Origin of the sequence: Actinomadura chibensis NBRC 106107, assembly GCF_001552135.1 — a bacterium.
GTDB classification, from domain to species: domain Bacteria; phylum Actinomycetota; class Actinomycetes; order Streptosporangiales; family Streptosporangiaceae; genus Spirillospora; species Spirillospora chibensis.
The window spans coordinates 136,517-151,056 of record NZ_BCQP01000016.1 but is presented as its reverse complement, the minus strand read 5'-3'; the positions used below and the strand labels follow the sequence as shown (position 1 = coordinate 151,056).

Annotated in this window: 13 protein-coding genes; 7 read left to right on the top strand and 6 right to left on the bottom strand. The window is 72.8% G+C overall.

What is annotated here, in order from left to right; all coding sequences use genetic code 11:
- Window positions 1–387: 387 nt before the first annotated feature.
- From ACH01S_RS45150 to ACH01S_RS09790, 4 genes are all read left to right on the top strand, one after another.
- A complete protein-coding gene (locus ACH01S_RS45150; RefSeq protein WP_218010207.1) occupies window positions 388–594 on the top strand; it encodes an SAV_915 family protein in 207 nt (68 codons plus the stop codon).
- Complete coding sequence (locus ACH01S_RS09800) at window positions 591–1,760, top strand: diaminopimelate decarboxylase family protein (RefSeq protein ID WP_067888181.1); 1,170 nt, start codon at window positions 591–593, stop codon at window positions 1,758–1,760. Before ACH01S_RS45150 ends, ACH01S_RS09800 begins: the two co-directional genes overlap by 4 nt.
- Window positions 1,761–2,180: 420 nt before the next feature.
- Window positions 2,181–2,552 carry a hypothetical protein gene (locus ACH01S_RS09795; RefSeq protein WP_067888179.1) on the top strand — a complete coding sequence of 124 codons (372 nt, stop codon included), beginning with the start codon at window positions 2,181–2,183 and terminating at the stop codon, window positions 2,550–2,552.
- On the top strand, window positions 2,549–3,226 hold the full coding sequence (locus ACH01S_RS09790; protein WP_067888177.1) for a response regulator: 678 nt from the start codon (window positions 2,549–2,551) through the stop codon (window positions 3,224–3,226). The genes ACH01S_RS09795 and ACH01S_RS09790 overlap by 4 nt, the downstream gene beginning before the upstream one ends.
- Before the next feature lie 5 nt (window positions 3,227–3,231).
- On the opposite strand, the gene ACH01S_RS09785 is transcribed toward ACH01S_RS09790, so the two are convergent.
- Window positions 3,232–4,374 carry an acyl-CoA dehydrogenase family protein gene (locus ACH01S_RS09785; protein ID WP_067888174.1) on the bottom strand — a complete coding sequence of 381 codons (1,143 nt, stop codon included), beginning with the start codon at window positions 4,372–4,374 and terminating at the stop codon, window positions 3,232–3,234.
- Window positions 4,375–4,447: 73 nt separating this feature from the next.
- Between ACH01S_RS09785 and ACH01S_RS09780 the strand changes: the two genes are divergently transcribed.
- Entirely contained in the window at window positions 4,448–5,059 is a 612-nt protein-coding gene (locus tag ACH01S_RS09780) for a TetR/AcrR family transcriptional regulator (RefSeq protein WP_067888171.1), read from the top strand.
- On the opposite strand, the gene ACH01S_RS09775 is transcribed toward ACH01S_RS09780, so the two are convergent.
- Genes ACH01S_RS09775 through ACH01S_RS09760 form a run of 4 tightly spaced genes read right to left on the bottom strand, consistent with a single transcriptional unit; the run spans window position 5,048 to window position 9,125 of the window.
- On the bottom strand, window positions 5,048–5,665 hold the full coding sequence (locus ACH01S_RS09775) for a GTP-binding protein (RefSeq protein WP_083980501.1): 618 nt from the start codon (window positions 5,663–5,665) through the stop codon (window positions 5,048–5,050). The two genes, ACH01S_RS09780 and ACH01S_RS09775, sit on opposite strands and share 12 nt — an antisense overlap.
- A complete protein-coding gene (locus ACH01S_RS09770; protein WP_067888168.1) occupies window positions 5,646–6,023 on the bottom strand; it encodes a DUF742 domain-containing protein in 378 nt (125 codons plus the stop codon). The genes ACH01S_RS09775 and ACH01S_RS09770 overlap by 20 nt, the downstream gene beginning before the upstream one ends.
- A gap of 7 nt (window positions 6,024–6,030) precedes the next feature.
- Entirely contained in the window at window positions 6,031–6,477 is a 447-nt protein-coding gene (locus ACH01S_RS09765) for a roadblock/LC7 domain-containing protein (protein WP_067888165.1), read from the bottom strand.
- Window positions 6,474–9,125 carry a sensor histidine kinase gene (locus ACH01S_RS09760; protein WP_067888162.1) on the bottom strand — a complete coding sequence of 884 codons (2,652 nt, stop codon included), beginning with the start codon at window positions 9,123–9,125 and terminating at the stop codon, window positions 6,474–6,476. The genes ACH01S_RS09765 and ACH01S_RS09760 overlap by 4 nt, the downstream gene beginning before the upstream one ends.
- Before the next feature lie 258 nt (window positions 9,126–9,383).
- Here ACH01S_RS09760 and ACH01S_RS09755 point away from each other — a divergent pair, with 258 nt between their 5' ends.
- On the top strand, window positions 9,384–10,910 hold the full coding sequence (locus ACH01S_RS09755) for a M20/M25/M40 family metallo-hydrolase (protein WP_067888159.1): 1,527 nt from the start codon (window positions 9,384–9,386) through the stop codon (window positions 10,908–10,910).
- Window positions 10,911–10,962: 52 nt separating this feature from the next.
- On the opposite strand, the gene ACH01S_RS09750 is transcribed toward ACH01S_RS09755, so the two are convergent.
- On the bottom strand, window positions 10,963–11,799 hold the full coding sequence (locus ACH01S_RS09750; RefSeq protein ID WP_067888156.1) for an LLM class F420-dependent oxidoreductase: 837 nt from the start codon (window positions 11,797–11,799) through the stop codon (window positions 10,963–10,965).
- Window positions 11,800–11,895: 96 nt separating this feature from the next.
- Here ACH01S_RS09750 and polA point away from each other — a divergent pair, with 96 nt between their 5' ends.
- Window positions 11,896–14,535, top strand: coding sequence for a DNA polymerase I (gene polA, locus ACH01S_RS09745; RefSeq protein ID WP_218010206.1), 2,640 nt, complete (start codon window positions 11,896–11,898; stop codon window positions 14,533–14,535).
- Window positions 14,536–14,540 lie beyond the last annotated feature (5 nt).

Below are 14,540 nucleotides of genomic sequence, written 5' to 3'. Positions count from 1 at the left end.
GGCATCGCCGGGCGCCGTCCCGCGCCGCCTACGAGACGGCCCCGGTAAAGCCATGGGTCGTGCGGGAGTAGTCGAATTCGGAGAGCGGTCTTCGGCATTTTCAATGTGAGCCTTGCGCTTTTCCCTAGTTATGCCGAGGGCGGTATTTCGCTGCCCTCCGTTAGGAGAGCGACAAGATTTCTTGGAGTCGCGTCAATGTTCCGTAGCTGAATCGGATGAACGCGCAGAATTCGCCTAGCGTGATCGTCGTCGTACCTTGAGCACCGAGGAGAGAAGGGTCACGTGGGCGGCGGCGGTCATCCATTGGTCGTTCCGGTGGGGGAGAGCGCCAGGGGCGTTCTGGTCTTGCGGACGGGGCGTCTGGATCAGGGGGCGGGGCGGGTCGGAGTGGCCTTCACCGATGTGGCGCATCTGCGGCGGGCGATGGGGGAGCGGCAGCGCTGGATCGAACTGGCCGAGCCCGCGCTGCGGGCGATGCTCCGCCCGATGGGCGTCGAGCGGATCCAGGTGGATCCGTTGTTCGCCGGGCCCCGCGCCCCGGCCGACCCCGTTCGGGTGAGACGCCCGCCGGTGCTGGACCGGGCGGTCCGGTGAGCCCGTCCGAGGGGCTCGACGCCGTGATCTGGCCGTCCACCGCGTATGCCCGTACCGACGGGGACGTCGCCGTCGGCGGTGTCGCGTTGAGCGAGGTGGCCGCCGGGTTCGGCACACCCGTCCACGTCATGGACGAGGAGGACGTCCGCCGTCGCTGCCGCGAGTTCCGCGCCGCGTTCTCGGGCGGGGAGGTCGCCTTTGCCGGAAAGGCGTTCCTGTGCCGGGCGATGGCCCGGTGGGCGGCCGAGGAGGGGCTCTCGCTGGACGTGGTCTCGGCCGGTGAGCTGGCGGTCGCCCGCTCGGTCGGCTTTCCGGGCGAGCGGATGCTGATGCACGGCAACGCCAAGACCCCCGAGGACCTGCGCGCGGCCCTGGCATACGGGGTGGGCCGCATCGTCGTGGACTCCTTCGGCGAGATCACGCGGCTGGCGTCGCTCGCGGGCGGGCCGGTCCGGCCGCGGCTGATGGTCCGCGTCACGCCCGGCGTCGACGGCCGGACCCATCCGGCCATGAGCACCGGCACCGACGACCAGAAGTTCGGGTTCTCGCCGGCGAGCGGCGCGGCGTCCGAGGCGGTCCGCCGGGTCCTGGCGCAGCGGGAGCTGGCGCTGGCCGGGCTGCACTGCCACATCGGCTCGCAGGTGTCGGACCCGGCCGCCTTCGAGCGGGCGGCGCGGCGGATGGTCGGCCTGCTGGCCGCCGTCCGGGACGAGCACGGGGTGTCGCCGCCGCAGCTCGACCTCGGCGGCGGGTTCGCCGTCCCCTACCGGACCGGAGAGCGCGGGCTGGCCCCAGAGGCCGTCGCGGAACTGACGCGGACGGCCGTCCGCACCGCCTGCCGCGAGCACCGCCTGCCGGGCCTGTACGGCGCGGCCTACTCCGCCCGGCTCCTCGGCCACGGGACGACGGCCGCCGACCGGTCGGCGACCGTCGTCGGCAGGCACTGCGAGTCCGGGGATGTGCTCGTGCGGGACGTGCCGCTGCCCGCCGACGTCCGCCCCGGCGACCTGCTCGCCGTGCCCTGCACGGGCGCCTACCACCACTCCATGGCCTCCAACTACAACCTGGTCTGCCGCCCGCCCGTCGTCGCCGTCCGCGCCGGACGCGCACGCCTGCTCATCCGCCGCGAAACCGACGAGGACCTGCTCCGCCGCGACGTCGGCTGACCAGGCGTTAATTCTCCATCAATATCCTTGTCCTCTTTAATGCCGCTCGGCAACAGTGGTCCGGGCGACGCCCTTCCGTTCGCCGAATCCGGCCGGGTATTCCGGCCTTTATCGAACGTCCGCGGAGTCCCTCCGCTCCGTGGGACGCCGACGGGCGCCGCCGACCGCGGTCGGGCGCCCGCCGATACGCGCGGTTCCGGCAGGCGCGCGACTGCCGGAACCGCGCCTTTCCGCTGATCGCGAAGCCCGGCGTCAGGGCGGCGTCAAGATTCCCGGCGACGGCGTGAAGAACGCGTAGCCGATCCTTCCCGCGCCGGAAACCGGAACTTACGGTGAGCCCATGGATGTGAATTCCCTGGAGACACCCATCCGCGGCGCCTAGAACTGCGGCCGATAATCCATGAAAGGCGGAGGCTCCCCATGGATCGCCTGGAATCGGCGGCCTGGCAGCTCGCGGGCGGCTCGTTGAGCGCGTTCGTCCTCGCGGTCGTGCTCAAGGCGGCGGACTGGCGGGTCGGTTGCGCGGTCGTGCTGGTGTCGGTCGCCGCGTGGTCGCGGGCGGCGCCGCCGGTCGCCGGAGCGGCGCTGGGACTCATCGGCTGGCTGCTGGTGACCGGCTTCGACGTCGTCGAGGACGGCGGCCTGACGATCGGCGGCATGCCCGACCTGGCCCGGCTCGGCGTGCTGGTCGGAGTCGGGCTGGCCGCGAGCCTCGTCGGAGGGAGGCCGATCGCCCGAAGAGCGCACGACCCGGACGCTTTCCCCCTCCCTCGGAGGAGTGAACGCCGATGACGCGGGTGCTGGTGGTGGACGACTCACCGCAGATCCTGGCGACCCTCCGGCTCAACCTCCAGGCCCGCCACTACGAGGTCCAGCTCGCCCGGGACGGTCGCCGCGCCCTCACCGGCGCCGCGGAATGGCGCCCCGACGTGGTGATCCTCGACCTGGGGCTGCCCGACCTGGACGGCACCGACGTGATCCGCGGGCTGCGCGGCTGGTCGAAGGTGCCGATCATCGTCCTGTCCGGGCGGTCCGGCAGCGGCGACAAGGTCGACGCGCTGGACGCCGGCGCCGACGACTACGTGACCAAGCCGTTCGGCGTCGACGAGCTGCTGGCCCGGATCCGGGCGCTCATCCGCCGGGCGCCCGCCGACGAGGCCCCGCCCGCGGTGGACGTCGGCCGCCACTCGGTCGACCTGGCCGCGAAACTCGTCAGCGGGCCAGGCGGCACGCGGGTCCACCTCACCCCGACCGAATGGGGAGTGCTGGAGATCCTGGTGCGCAACCCAGGCAGGCTGATCACGCAGCAGCGGCTCCTCACCGAGGTGTGGGGCCCGAAGCACGTCAGCGAGACCAACTACCTGCGCGTCTACCTCGCCTCGCTGCGCCGCAAGCTGGAGGACGACCCGTCCCGCCCGCGCCACCTCATCACCGAACCCGGAATGGGCTACCGCTTCGAACCCTGACGTTTCTAGCGGGCGAGGTCGCGGGCTATTACTAGGCGCTGGATCTGGTTGGTGCCCTCGAAGATCTGCATCACCTTGGCCTCGCGCATGTAGCGCTCGACCGGGAAGTCGCGGGTGTAGCCCGCGCCGCCGAGGACCTGGACGGCGTCCGTCGTCACCTTCATGGCGTTGTCGGTGGCGACCAGTTTCGCGATGGACGCCTCGCGGCCGTAGGGGCGTCCCGCGTCCTTGAGGCGGGCCGCCGACAGGTAGGTGGCGCGGGCCGACTCGATCGCCGCCGCCATGTCGGCGAGCACGAACGCGAGGCCCTGGTGCTGGATGATCGGCTTGCCGAACGCCTCGCGCTCCTTGGCGTAGGCGACGGCGGTGTCGAGCGCGCCCTGGGCGAGGCCGGTGGCGACGGCGGCGATGCCGAGCCGTCCGGCGTCGAGGCCCGCGAGCGCGATGGGCAGGCCCTGGCCCTCGCGTCCGATCAGGTGGTCGGCCGGGACGCGGACGTCCACGAACCGGACGGTCGCCGTCGTCGAGCCCATCAGGCCCATCTTGTCCTCGGGCCGGTCGAACTCCAGGCCCGGCGTGCCCGCCGGGACGTGGAAGCAGGAGATGCCGCGCGCCCCGTCGTCGGAGGTGCGGGCCATGACCGTGTAGAAGTCGGCCTCGCCGCCGTGGGTCGTCCACGCCTTGGCGCCGTTCAGGACGTAGGAGTCGCCGTCCCGGACGGCCCGCGCCCGCATCGCGCCCGGGTCGGAGCCCGCGTGCGCCTCCGACAGGCAGTACGCGCCGAGCCGCTCGCCGGACAGCAGGTCGGGGAGCCACCGGGCGCGCTGCCCGTCCGTCCCGTAGGAGAACAGCGGGAAGCAGGACAGGGAGTGGACGCTCACGCCGACGCCGACGCTCGCCCACACCGCGCCGATCTCCTCCAGCACCTGGAGGTAGACCTCGTACGGCTGTCCGCCGCCGCCGAACTCCTCCGGGTAGGGGAGCGTGAGCAGCCCGGCGCCGCCCAGCGTGGCGAACACCTCGCGCGGGAACGTCCCGGTGCGCTCGGCGTCGGCGACCCGCGGCGCCAGCTCCTTCGCCGCGATCTCGCGGGTGAGCGCGACGAGGTCGGCGGACTCGGGGGTGGGCAGCTGCCGGGTGACGGGCATGGGCGGGCTCCTTTCGGCACCCACACAGTACCAAGTCCGGTACCGGCGAACCCGTTTTGGTACCGTCCTCGGCATGACCTCGACGGACGAGCGGGCGACCCGGGCCGCGCGGCGGCGCGACGACCTCGTCGACCGGCTCATGGAGGTGTTCCTCGACCGCGGCTTCGCCGACCTCAGCGTCGCGGAGCTCGCGGCCGTGCTGCGCTGCTCGAAGAGCACCCTGTACGCGGTCGCCGCCAGCCGCGAGCAGATCATCGTCGCGGTCGTCCGGGCGTTCTTCCGCCGCGCGACCGAGCGGGTGGAGGCGGTGCTGGACGCGAGCGCCGACCCGCGCGAGCGCGTCGGCGCGTACCTGCGCGCGATCTCCGCCGAGCTGGCCCCCGCGTCGCCCGCCTTCTTCGCCGACCTGGACGCGTTCGCGCCCGCCCGCGAGATCTACAAGCGGAACACGCGCTACGCGGTGCGGCGCGTGCGGGGGCTCGTCCGCGAGGCGTTCCCCGACGGCGCGGGCGCCGCCGCCGACGCGGCGTTCGTCGGCGCCGTCGCGGGCCAGGTCATGGAGGCGATCCACCGGGGCGAGATCGAGGCGGAGACGGGCCTCGACGACTCCGCCGCCTACGCCGCGCTCGCGTCGCTGATCGTCGCGCGGATGACCGCCTCCGGACCGGCGGGGTCAGTGCCGTGACGACTGGAGCGCGTGCTCGACCAGCGTGACGAGGATGCCCTTCGCCATGTCCCGCTGCCGGACGTCGCACAGCACGACCGGCACCTCCGGCTCGACGTCGAGGGCCTCCCTGATGTCCTCCTCGCGGTAGCGGCGGGCGCCGTCGAAGACGTTGGCCGCGATGACGAACGGGATCTCCCGCTGCTCGAAGAAGTCGATGGAGGCGAAGCTCGTGGTGAGCCGCCGGGTGTCGACGAGGACGATCGCGCCGACCGCGCCGTAGGCGATCTGGTCCCACATGAACCAGAACCGCTCCTGGCCGGGCGTCCCGAACAGGTACAGCCGGACGCCGCCGGAGAAGGTGAGGCGGCCGAAGTCCATCGCGACGGTCGTGGTCCGCTTGGCCTCGACGCCGCCGAGGTCGTCCACGCCGACGGACTTGTCGGTGAGGTCCTCCTCGGTGCGCAGCGGGCGGATCTCGCTCACCGCGCCGACGAGGGTGGTCTTGCCGACGCCGAAGCCGCCGGCGACGAGGATCTTCAGCGTGTGCAGCGGGACGTCCTCGCCCCCGCGGGGCGCGAGCGCGGCGTCGCCCGGCAGAGAGACGTTAGAGCCGGCGAAGTTCATCGAGCACTCTCATCAGGATGCGTGGGTCGGGGCGGTCGGACTGCTCGGCCTGGGGGTTGGTCTCCTCCACCAGGCCGTACTGGTACAGGTCCTCCAGGAGGATCTGCACGACCCGGAACGGCAGGTCGATCTCCGAGGCGAGGTCGGCCGGGGTGGACGGCCGGCGGCACAGCTCCAGCAGCACGCGCTGCTCGCGGGACAGCCACACCTTCTCGCCCGGGGTGCGGCCCGTGGCGACGAGGAGCGTGACCAGGTCTATGACGATGCCCTGGGGGCGGGTCCGCCCCCGGGTCACCGCGTACGGCCGCACGACCGGGCCCGCGTCCCGGCCGACCCAGCGTTCTCGCGGAGTCTCCACGGCCGGCTCAGCCCGAGGCGCCCGAGCGCAACTGCGGGTCCTGCGGCTCGGCGGAGGCCCGCGGGGAGGCCGCGAGCGTCCGCCGCACCCGCTTGATCAGCATGGTGGTCTCGTAGGCGACGAGCCCGGCGTTGCCGCCCGCGTCGCTCAGCACCGCGAGGCAGCTCCCGTTGCCCGCGGGCATGACGAAGAACAGCAGGCCGTCGAGCTCGACGACGGTCTGCCGCACCTGGCGGGCCTGGAAGTGCTCGCGGGCGCCGTTGGCGAGGCTGTGGAACCCCGAGGACAGTGCCGCGAGGAACTCGGCGTCCTTGCGGGTGACACCGCCCGAGGCGCCCATGACCAGTCCGTCCCGGGAGAGCAGGACGGCCTGGTGGACCTCCCCGACCCGCTGAACCAGATCGTCGAGCAGCCAGTCGAGCTCGCCGGTGGCGTGGTGGGCCTGCTGGGTCATCGTTCACCCCATTCATCGAGTTGACCGGGATCGTCCGGTTCGTCATCGTCGACCCTGCCGCGCAGCCATCCCGACTGTAGTGAGGACATCAGGTCGCGGCTGAGCTCAGGGACGGGCTCCTCGAAGTCGTCGTCGGCCGGGCCGCGGCCCGCCGGCCGCTCGGGCGGCGGGGGCTTGCGCCGGTCGGCGCGCCGGGACCCCGCGCCCCTGCGCAGCTGCGGAGCCAGGTTCTTCTGCCGGACGCGCCGCGGCAGCCGCCCGGTGACCTCGCTGGACTCGACCTCCGCCTCGATGATCTGCCCCGGGACCTCGGCGGCCGGGACGCGGCCGCCGGGCGTGTCGCGCGGGGCCTCCGGCGTGAAGTAGGGCGACGCGGGCGCCTCGTAGGACGGCGCGGGCGGGTCGTACGGGGACGTCGGCGGCTCGTACGGCGAGGCGGGCGTGTCGTGCGGCGGCACCGGCGGCTCGTACGGCGACGGCGGTGTGTCGTACGGCGAGGACGGCGGCTCGTACGGCGAGGAGGACGCGGGCACGACCAGCGGCGGTTCGCCCGGCGGCAGGTCGTCCGGCAGGTCGTCCGGCGGCTCCGCCTGGGTCGGCGCGGCCCCGCCGGGGAGCGCCGGGCGGGACGGCCGGCCGAGCCGCTGCCGGCCGGTCGGCGCGGTGCCGCCGCCGGCGAACGCGGCCACCAGCGTGCGGGCGGTGCCGGGCGCCGGGCCGCCGCGCGAGAGGTCGTCGTCGATCGTGACGAGCGCGTGCGGGACGAGCACGATCGCGGTCGTCCCGCCGTACGCGGACGCCTGCAGCGAGACCTTGATGCGGTGCCGGGCGGCCAGCCGCGCGACGACGAACAGCCCGAGCCGCTCGGTGTCGACCAGGTCGAACTCGGCGGCGCTGGTGAGCCGGGTGTTGAGCTCCTCCAGCTCGTCGGGGTGCAGGCCGATGCCGCGGTCGACGATCTCGACGGCGAGCCCGTTGGCGACCGTCTCGACCTTGACGGTGACCTCGGTGGCGGGCGGCGAGAACACGGCCGCGTTCTCGATCAGCTCGGCGAGCAGGTGGATGACGTCGGCGACGACGTCGCCGCTGACCGCGACCGACGACGCGCCCGTCACCTCGACCCGGGTGTAGTCCTCGATCTCGGCGACGGCGGCGCGGACGACGTCCTCGGCGGCGACCGGGTGGTCCCAGGCGCGGACGGTCGGCGACCCGGCGAGGATGACGAGGCCCTCGGCGTGCCGGCGCATGCGGGTGGTGAGGTGGTCCAGCCGGAACAGGTCGTCCAGCTCCTCGGGGCCCGCCGCGCGCCGCTCCATCTGGTCGAGCAGCCTGAGCTGCCGGTGCAGCAGCGACTGGCTGCGCCACGACAGGTTGATGAACACGCGGTTGATGCTGGCGCGCAGCTCGGCCTCGCCGACGGCCGTGCCGACCGCCGTCCGCTGGACCGTCCCGAACGCCTCGCTGACGCTGACGATCTCCTTCGTCCGCCCGGTCGCGGGCGGTGGAGACTCCGCTTCCACGTCGACCGTCTCACCGCGTCTCAGTTTCGCGACGACGCGCGGCAGCCGCTCGTTCGCGAGCCGCTGCGCCGACTCCTGCAGCGCCCGCAGCTCGGCGGTGAGCCGCCGCGCGAACAGCAGCGACAGGACGACCGAGACGATGAGGCTGACGAGGCCGATGACGCCGATCAGGTAGAAGCCGAGCATGATCCGGCGCCCGGCGGGCTTCACGTCGTCGTTGTTCACCACGGTCTGGGCCTGCGCGGCCGCGTCGAACCAGACCGGGGAGAGCGCCGCGATCGCGGACCGCCACTCCCTCGGGTCGGGCGCCAGACCGTTGTTCACGACGGAGTTCTCCAGCGTCGTATACGTGGTGAAGGCCGATGAGTTCGCCAGATCGTACATGATTTTCTCTATCGTGCCTTCGGCCTCGGTCCGGCCGAGCTCGAAGAACTGGCGGCGCCCCTCGGCGTAGGAGGCGAAGGCCGTGCGGTTCGTCGCGCTCATCGGCCCGCCCCGCAGGGTGGACAGCAGCGCGTCCTCGCGGAGCATGAGCTCGCGGGCCCAGTAGTTGTGCAGCAGCGCGTTCGTGTGCTGGTACGTCGTCACGTCGTCGACGCTCACCAGCGTGGTCAGCAGCCGGATCGTGTTGTCGGCGATCTTGCTGTAGCCGTTGATGGCGCCGATCGTCGTGGTGGCGCCGGTGGCGACCCGGGCCCGCAGCGTCACGAGCTCGTCGTAGGCGTCGCTGAGCCGGCGCACGCGGGTCGTGGTGGAGTCGTCCATCGCGTCCCGGGTCTTCGCCGACAGGGCCCGCTTGCGGAACGCGGCGACCGCCGCGTCCGTGTCCACGACCTGCTCGTCGTAGCGCTGCTTGTCCGGCTTCCAGTTGTCGTTCAGGAGGCGGACGGCGGCGGTCCGCTCGTCCTGGAGCGCCTCCGTCACCGTGGTCGCGGGCACGCCGACCTCGTTGTACACGGTGGAGTAGTCGTACCGCTGGAGCGCGTTCGACAGTGTGACCACGGCCGGGATGCCCCACTGCACGAGCAGCGCCGTGAGCGGCACCGCGAGGAGAAGCGCGATCCTTCGCCAGATCGGGTGGGTACGCGGCCGCCCGTGCGTCCCGCCGGGGGCCTCCGACTTCGTCACTGGAACTCCCAATGGATTAACCCGCCATTCACCGAAGCTCACGGAGCCTATAGACGCTGACGTGCCGAAAGCCATAGGCGCTACCGGTTTTGGACAGTTCACCGTCTGTCAGGGTGCTCGTCGCGTTCGGCCGCTCACGCTCCGAATCGGGGAAGGCCGATGTTGGCCGCGATATGTACTGCGCTATCGCTTGTTGCGCGAAATGTCGCATGCAAAGCTTCGGGCGCAAGATCATCCCCCACTATCGGAGACCGTGTCATGCGCAGAGCCGCGCTAGCAACGCTCCTGGGGCTGTCGCTCGCCGCCAGCACCCTGGCGGCGGCCCCGGCCCAGGCGGCGCCGAGCCGTCCCTCGTTGGCCGACCTGGTCACGTTGAAGAACGTCCGCCATCACCAGCTGAACCTGCAGAAGATCGCGGACGCGAACGGCGGCAACCGGGCCGCCGGACTCCCGGGCAACGAGATCACCCTCAAGTACATCGCGGACCAGCTCAAGCGGGCCGGGTACACCCCGACCGTGCAGCGGTTCGAGTTCGACTACTGGCAGGAGCGGTCCGCGCCGACGTTCGCCGAGACGGCCCCCGAGCAGAAGACGTTCCAGCCCGACAGCGACTTCCAGACGCTGCAGTACTCCGGCTCAGGGGACGTCACCGCCGCCGCGACCCCGGTCGACCCGGGCGCGACCGGCGCCGGGAGCGGCTGCGAGGCCGACGACTTCGCCGGCTTCCCGAAGGGCCACATCGCGCTGATCCAGCGCGGCGGCTGCTTCTTCTCCGTCAAGACCGACAACGCGATCGCCGCGGGCGCCGCCGCCGTCGTCATCTACCAGCTCCCCGACCAGCCGGGTCCGGTCGCGGGCACGCTGACCAAGCCGTACGGCCTGCCCGTCGTCGGCCCGACGAACGCCGTTGGAAAGGCGCTCGTCCAGCAGGCCCAGAACGGCGGCGTCACGCTGCGGGTCAAGACCGACACGCTGAACCAGAAGCGGACGGCGGCGAACGTCCTCGCCGACACCAAGCGCGGACGCGCCGACAACGTCGTCGTCGTGGGCGCGCACAACGACAGCGTCACCGAGGGGCCGGGCATCAACGACGACGGCTCCGGCACCGCCACGCTGCTGGAGATGGCCAAGCACATCAACAAGCTCGGCCCCGCGCTGCGCAACAAGGTGCGGTTCGCCTTCTGGGGCGCCGAGGAGGAGGGCCTGCTCGGCTCCCAGCACTACGTGGACGTCCTCCCGCAGGCGGACCGCGACAAGATCGCGCTGATGCTCGACTTCGACATGCTCGCGTCGCCGAACTACGTCAACTTCGTCTATGACGGCGACAACAGCGAGGGCAAGAACAACGTCCCGGGCCCGGTCGGGTCCGGCGCGATCGAGAAGGCGTTCAACGACCACTTCGCGTCGCGCAAGCTGCCCACCGACCCGACCGCGTTCGACGGGCGCTCGGACTACAACGCCTTCATCAGCGCGGGCATCCCGGCGGGCGGCATCGCCACCGGGGCCGAGGGGATCAAGACCGCGGAGCAGGCCAAGCGGTACGGCGGCACGGCGGGCATCGCCTACGACCCGTGCTACCACCAGGCGTGCGACCGGTACGACAACGTGAACCTCAAGGGCTTCGACCAGATGATCGACGCCACCGCGTCGGTCACCCAGTTGTTCGCCTACAGCACGCTGACCGTGAACGGCAACGAGCTGGCCAGGAAGAACGCGCTCGCCAAGCGCCCGGCGCCGTCCTACAAGCGGCCGCTGGAGCAGCTCGGCAGCTACAAGACCCGCTGACGCGAGTCCGCCGAGGGACGCGCCCGCACCCGGGCGCGTCCCTTTCGCGCGTTCAGGGGGCGAGCGTCCCGGCGATCGCGCGCAGCGCGGGACGCGGGTCCCCGCCCTCTTCGGTCAGCACCTGGACGGCCACCGTGTCGGCGCCCGCGTCCAGATGCGCCGACAGCCGCGCGGCGATCGCGGCCGCGTCGCCGTGCGCGACGAGCGCGTCCACGAGCCGGTCGCTGCCGCCGTCCGCCACGTCGGCGTCGGTGAGGCCGAACCGCTTGAAGTTGTTGACGTAGTTCCGCAGCCCCAGGTACCGGGCGAGCCCCTCCCGGGCGACCGCGCGTGCGCTCGCTGGGTCGGTGTCGAGCACGACCTTCTGCTCGGGCGCGAGGACGGGGCCGGCGCCGAGGGTCTCCCGCGCCACGCGCGTGTGGTCGGGCGTCGTCAGGTACGGGTGCGCGCCCGCCGCCCGCTCCCGCGACAGCTCCAGCGCCTTCGGGCCGAGGGCGGCGAGGACGCGCCGGGCGGCCGGGACGTCCGCCGCGTCCAGCGCGTCGAGGTACCGGACGACCGTCTCGTACGGGCTGCGGTACTCCCGCGTCCGCTCGGGGTGGCCGATGCCGACGCCGAGCAGGAACCGGTCCCCGTAGGCGTCCGCGAGCCGGTAGTAGGACGGCGCGACCTCCTCGGCGGGCGTGCTCCACATGTTCACGATCCCGGTCGCCACCACGATCCGGTCGGTCGCCGCGAGCAGGCGCTCGACGGCGTCCAGGTCCCCCGCCGGGGAGCCGCCGACCCAGATCGCGCCGTAGCCGTAGTCCTCGATGTCCTTGGCCAGGGCGGGGTCGAGCAGGCTCCAGGGCCGCCAGACGCCGAGCCGTCCCAGTCTGATCTCCGTCATGTCTGCCCCCAACATCTCGCCCGGTCGTTTCATGCCCGGCTCCCGGCGGGTTTCGGGCGGGCTGGAATGTCGTTCCCGGGTGCGAGGATGGGTCACATGACCGACCGGCCCCGCCTGCTGCTCCTCGACGGCCACTCGCTGGCCTACCGGGCGTTCTACGCGCTTCCCGTCGAGAACTTCAGCACCACGGCGGGGCAGCCCACCAACGTGGTGTACGGGTTCGCGAACATGCTCGCCAACGCGCTGCGCGACGAGCGCCCGACGCACGCGGCGGTCGCGTTCGACGTGTCCCGCCGGACGTTCCGCACCGAGGCGTTCCCCGAGTACAAGGCGGGGCGGGCGCGGTCGCCCGCGGAGTTCGGCAGCCAGCTCGAGATCCTCGACCGGTTCCTCGCCGCGATGAGCCTGCCGGTGCTGCGCGCGCCCGGCTACGAGGCCGACGACGTCATCGCGTCCCTGACCGCGCGGGCCGAGGCGGCGGGCATGAGCGTGCTGATCGTCACCGGCGACCGGGACGCGCTCCAGCTCGTCGGCGACCGCGTGACCGTCCTGTACTTCTACCGGACGGCGTCGGAGATGATCCGCTACACGCCCGAGGCGGTGCGGGAGAAGTACGGCCTGACCCCCGCCCAGTACCCCGACTTCGCGGCGCTGCGCGGCGACCCGTCCGACAACCTGCCGAGCATCCCCGGCATCGGGGAGAAGACGGCCGCGAAATGGGTCCGCGAGTTCGGCTCCCTCGACGCGCTGCTCGACCGCGCCGACGAGGTGAAGGGCAAGGCGGGCGAGAAGCTGCGCGCGGCGGCCGGCACGGTGCGGCTGAACCGGCGGCTGACCGAGCTCGTCCGCGACCTCGACCTGCCCGTCGGCCTGGACGACCTGCGCCGCCGCCCCTACGACCTGGCCGCCTTCACCGCCCTGCTCGACGAGCTGGAGTTCCGGAACGCGAGCCTGCGGCAGCGGCTGTTCGCCGCCGACCCGGGCGGCGGCCGCCCGCGGGCGGACACGGCGGAGGAGCCGGAGACGATCCAGGGCGCCGAGCTGGAGCCCGGCGAGCTGGCCGCGTGGCTGCGCGCCCGCGCCACCGGCCTGGTCGGCCTCGCCGCCGACTGGACGTGGGCGCGCGGCGAGGGCGACGTCGCGCGCGTCGCGCTGGCCACGGGCGACGGGTACGCCGCGTCGTTCGAGCCGTCCCGGCTGACCGCGGGCGACGAGCGCGCCTTCGCGGGCTGGCTGGCCGATCCCGGCCGCCCGAAGGCCGTGCACGACCTGAAGTCGCTGCTGCGCGTGTTCGGCGAGCGCGGCTGGCGCGCCGGCGGCGTCGCCTGCGACACCGCGATGGCCGCCTACCTGCTGCTGCCCGGCCTCGCCGCCTACGGCCTCGCCGATCTCGCCGGTCGGCACCTCGGGCGGCGCCCGTCCGGCGACGGCGCGGCCGGGCTGATGCTGGGCGCGCGGGCCGTGCTCGACCTCGCGGGCGTGTTCGCCGCCGACCTCGCCTCCACCGGCATGGACGCGGTGCTCCGCGACGTCGAGCTGCCGCTGTCGGAGCTGCTCGCCCGGGCCGAGCGCGCGGGCGTCCACGTCGACGCGGAGATGCTCGGCGCGCTGGAGAAGCACTTCGCGGACGCGATGGAGCGCGCCGCCGACGAGGCCGCCGACATCGCGGGCCGCCGCTTCAACCCCGGCTCGACCAAGCAGGTCCAGGAGGTGCTGTTCGGCGAGCTCGGCCTGCCCAGGACGAAGAAGATCAAGTCCGGGTACTCGACGGACGTCGACTCGCTGACCTGGCTCGCCACCCAGACCGACAACGGCCTCCCGGAGGTCCTGCTCCGGCACCGCGACCAGGCGCGGCTGCGCGCCACCGTCGCCGGGCTGATCCGCGAGATCGGCGCGGACGGCCGCGTGCACAGCACCTTCCAGCAGACCGTCGCGGCGACCGGGCGGCTGTCGTCCGTCGAGCCGAACCTGCAGGTCATCCCCGTCCGGACGGAGGAGGGGCGGCGCATCCGCCGCGCGTTCCTGCCCGGCGACGGCTACGCGGCGCTGCTGACCGCCGACTACGGCCAGCTCGAACTGCGCGTCATGGCCCACCTCTCGCAGGACCCGACCCTCGTCGCCGCCTTCGAGTCGGGGGAGGACCTGCACACCACGATGGCCGCGCAGGTGTTCGGCGTCGCGCCCGGGGCCGTCACCGCCGACCAGCGCCGCAAGATCAAGGCGATGTCGTACGGGCTGGCCTACGGCCTGTCCGCCTTCGGCCTCGCGAAGCAGCTCGGCATCGCGGTGGCGGAGGCGCGCCCGCTGATGGACGCCTACTTCGCGCGGCTCGGCGGCGTCCGCGACTACCTCGACCACGTCGTCGCCGAGGCCCGGGTCACCGGCTACACCCGGACGATCCTCGGCCGCCGCCGCTACCTGCCCCACCTGACCAGCGACAACCGGCAGCGCCGCGAGACCGCCGAGCGGATGGCGCTGAACGCCCCGGTCCAGGGCTCGGCCGCCGACATCGTCAAGATCGCGATGCTCCGGGTGGACGGGGCCCTGGCGGAGGCGGGGCTGCGCAGCAGGCTGCTCCTCCAGGTCCACGACGAGATCGTGCTGGAGGTCGCGCCCGGCGAGCGCGAGGCGGTCGAGGAGATCGTCCACGCGACGATGACGACCGCCTACCCGCTGTCGGTCGGGCTCGAGGTCGCCGTGGGCGCCGGTCCCGACTGGAACGCCGCCGCCCACTGACCCCT

What these genes read in the sequence shown, in the direction of transcription:
- ACH01S_RS09795 (WP_067888179.1), top strand. Translation starts at nt 2,181, where the DNA reads ATGGATCGCCTGGAATCGGCGGCCTGGCAGCTCGCGGGCGGCTCGTTG.
- ACH01S_RS09750 (WP_067888156.1), bottom strand. Translation starts at nt 11,799, where the DNA reads ATGACGGAGATCAGACTGGGACGGCTCGGCGTCTGGCGGCCCTGGAGC.
- ACH01S_RS09780 (WP_067888171.1), top strand. Translation starts at nt 4,448, where the DNA reads ATGACCTCGACGGACGAGCGGGCGACCCGGGCCGCGCGGCGGCGCGAC.
- ACH01S_RS09755 (WP_067888159.1), top strand. Translation starts at nt 9,384, where the DNA reads ATGCGCAGAGCCGCGCTAGCAACGCTCCTGGGGCTGTCGCTCGCCGCC.
- ACH01S_RS09790 (WP_067888177.1), top strand. Translation starts at nt 2,549, where the DNA reads ATGACGCGGGTGCTGGTGGTGGACGACTCACCGCAGATCCTGGCGACC.
- ACH01S_RS09785 (WP_067888174.1), bottom strand. Translation starts at nt 4,374, where the DNA reads ATGCCCGTCACCCGGCAGCTGCCCACCCCCGAGTCCGCCGACCTCGTC.
- ACH01S_RS09775 (WP_083980501.1), bottom strand. Translation starts at nt 5,665, where the DNA reads ATGAACTTCGCCGGCTCTAACGTCTCTCTGCCGGGCGACGCCGCGCTC.
- polA (WP_218010206.1), top strand. Translation starts at nt 11,896, where the DNA reads ATGACCGACCGGCCCCGCCTGCTGCTCCTCGACGGCCACTCGCTGGCC.
- ACH01S_RS09765 (WP_067888165.1), bottom strand. Translation starts at nt 6,477, where the DNA reads ATGACCCAGCAGGCCCACCACGCCACCGGCGAGCTCGACTGGCTGCTC.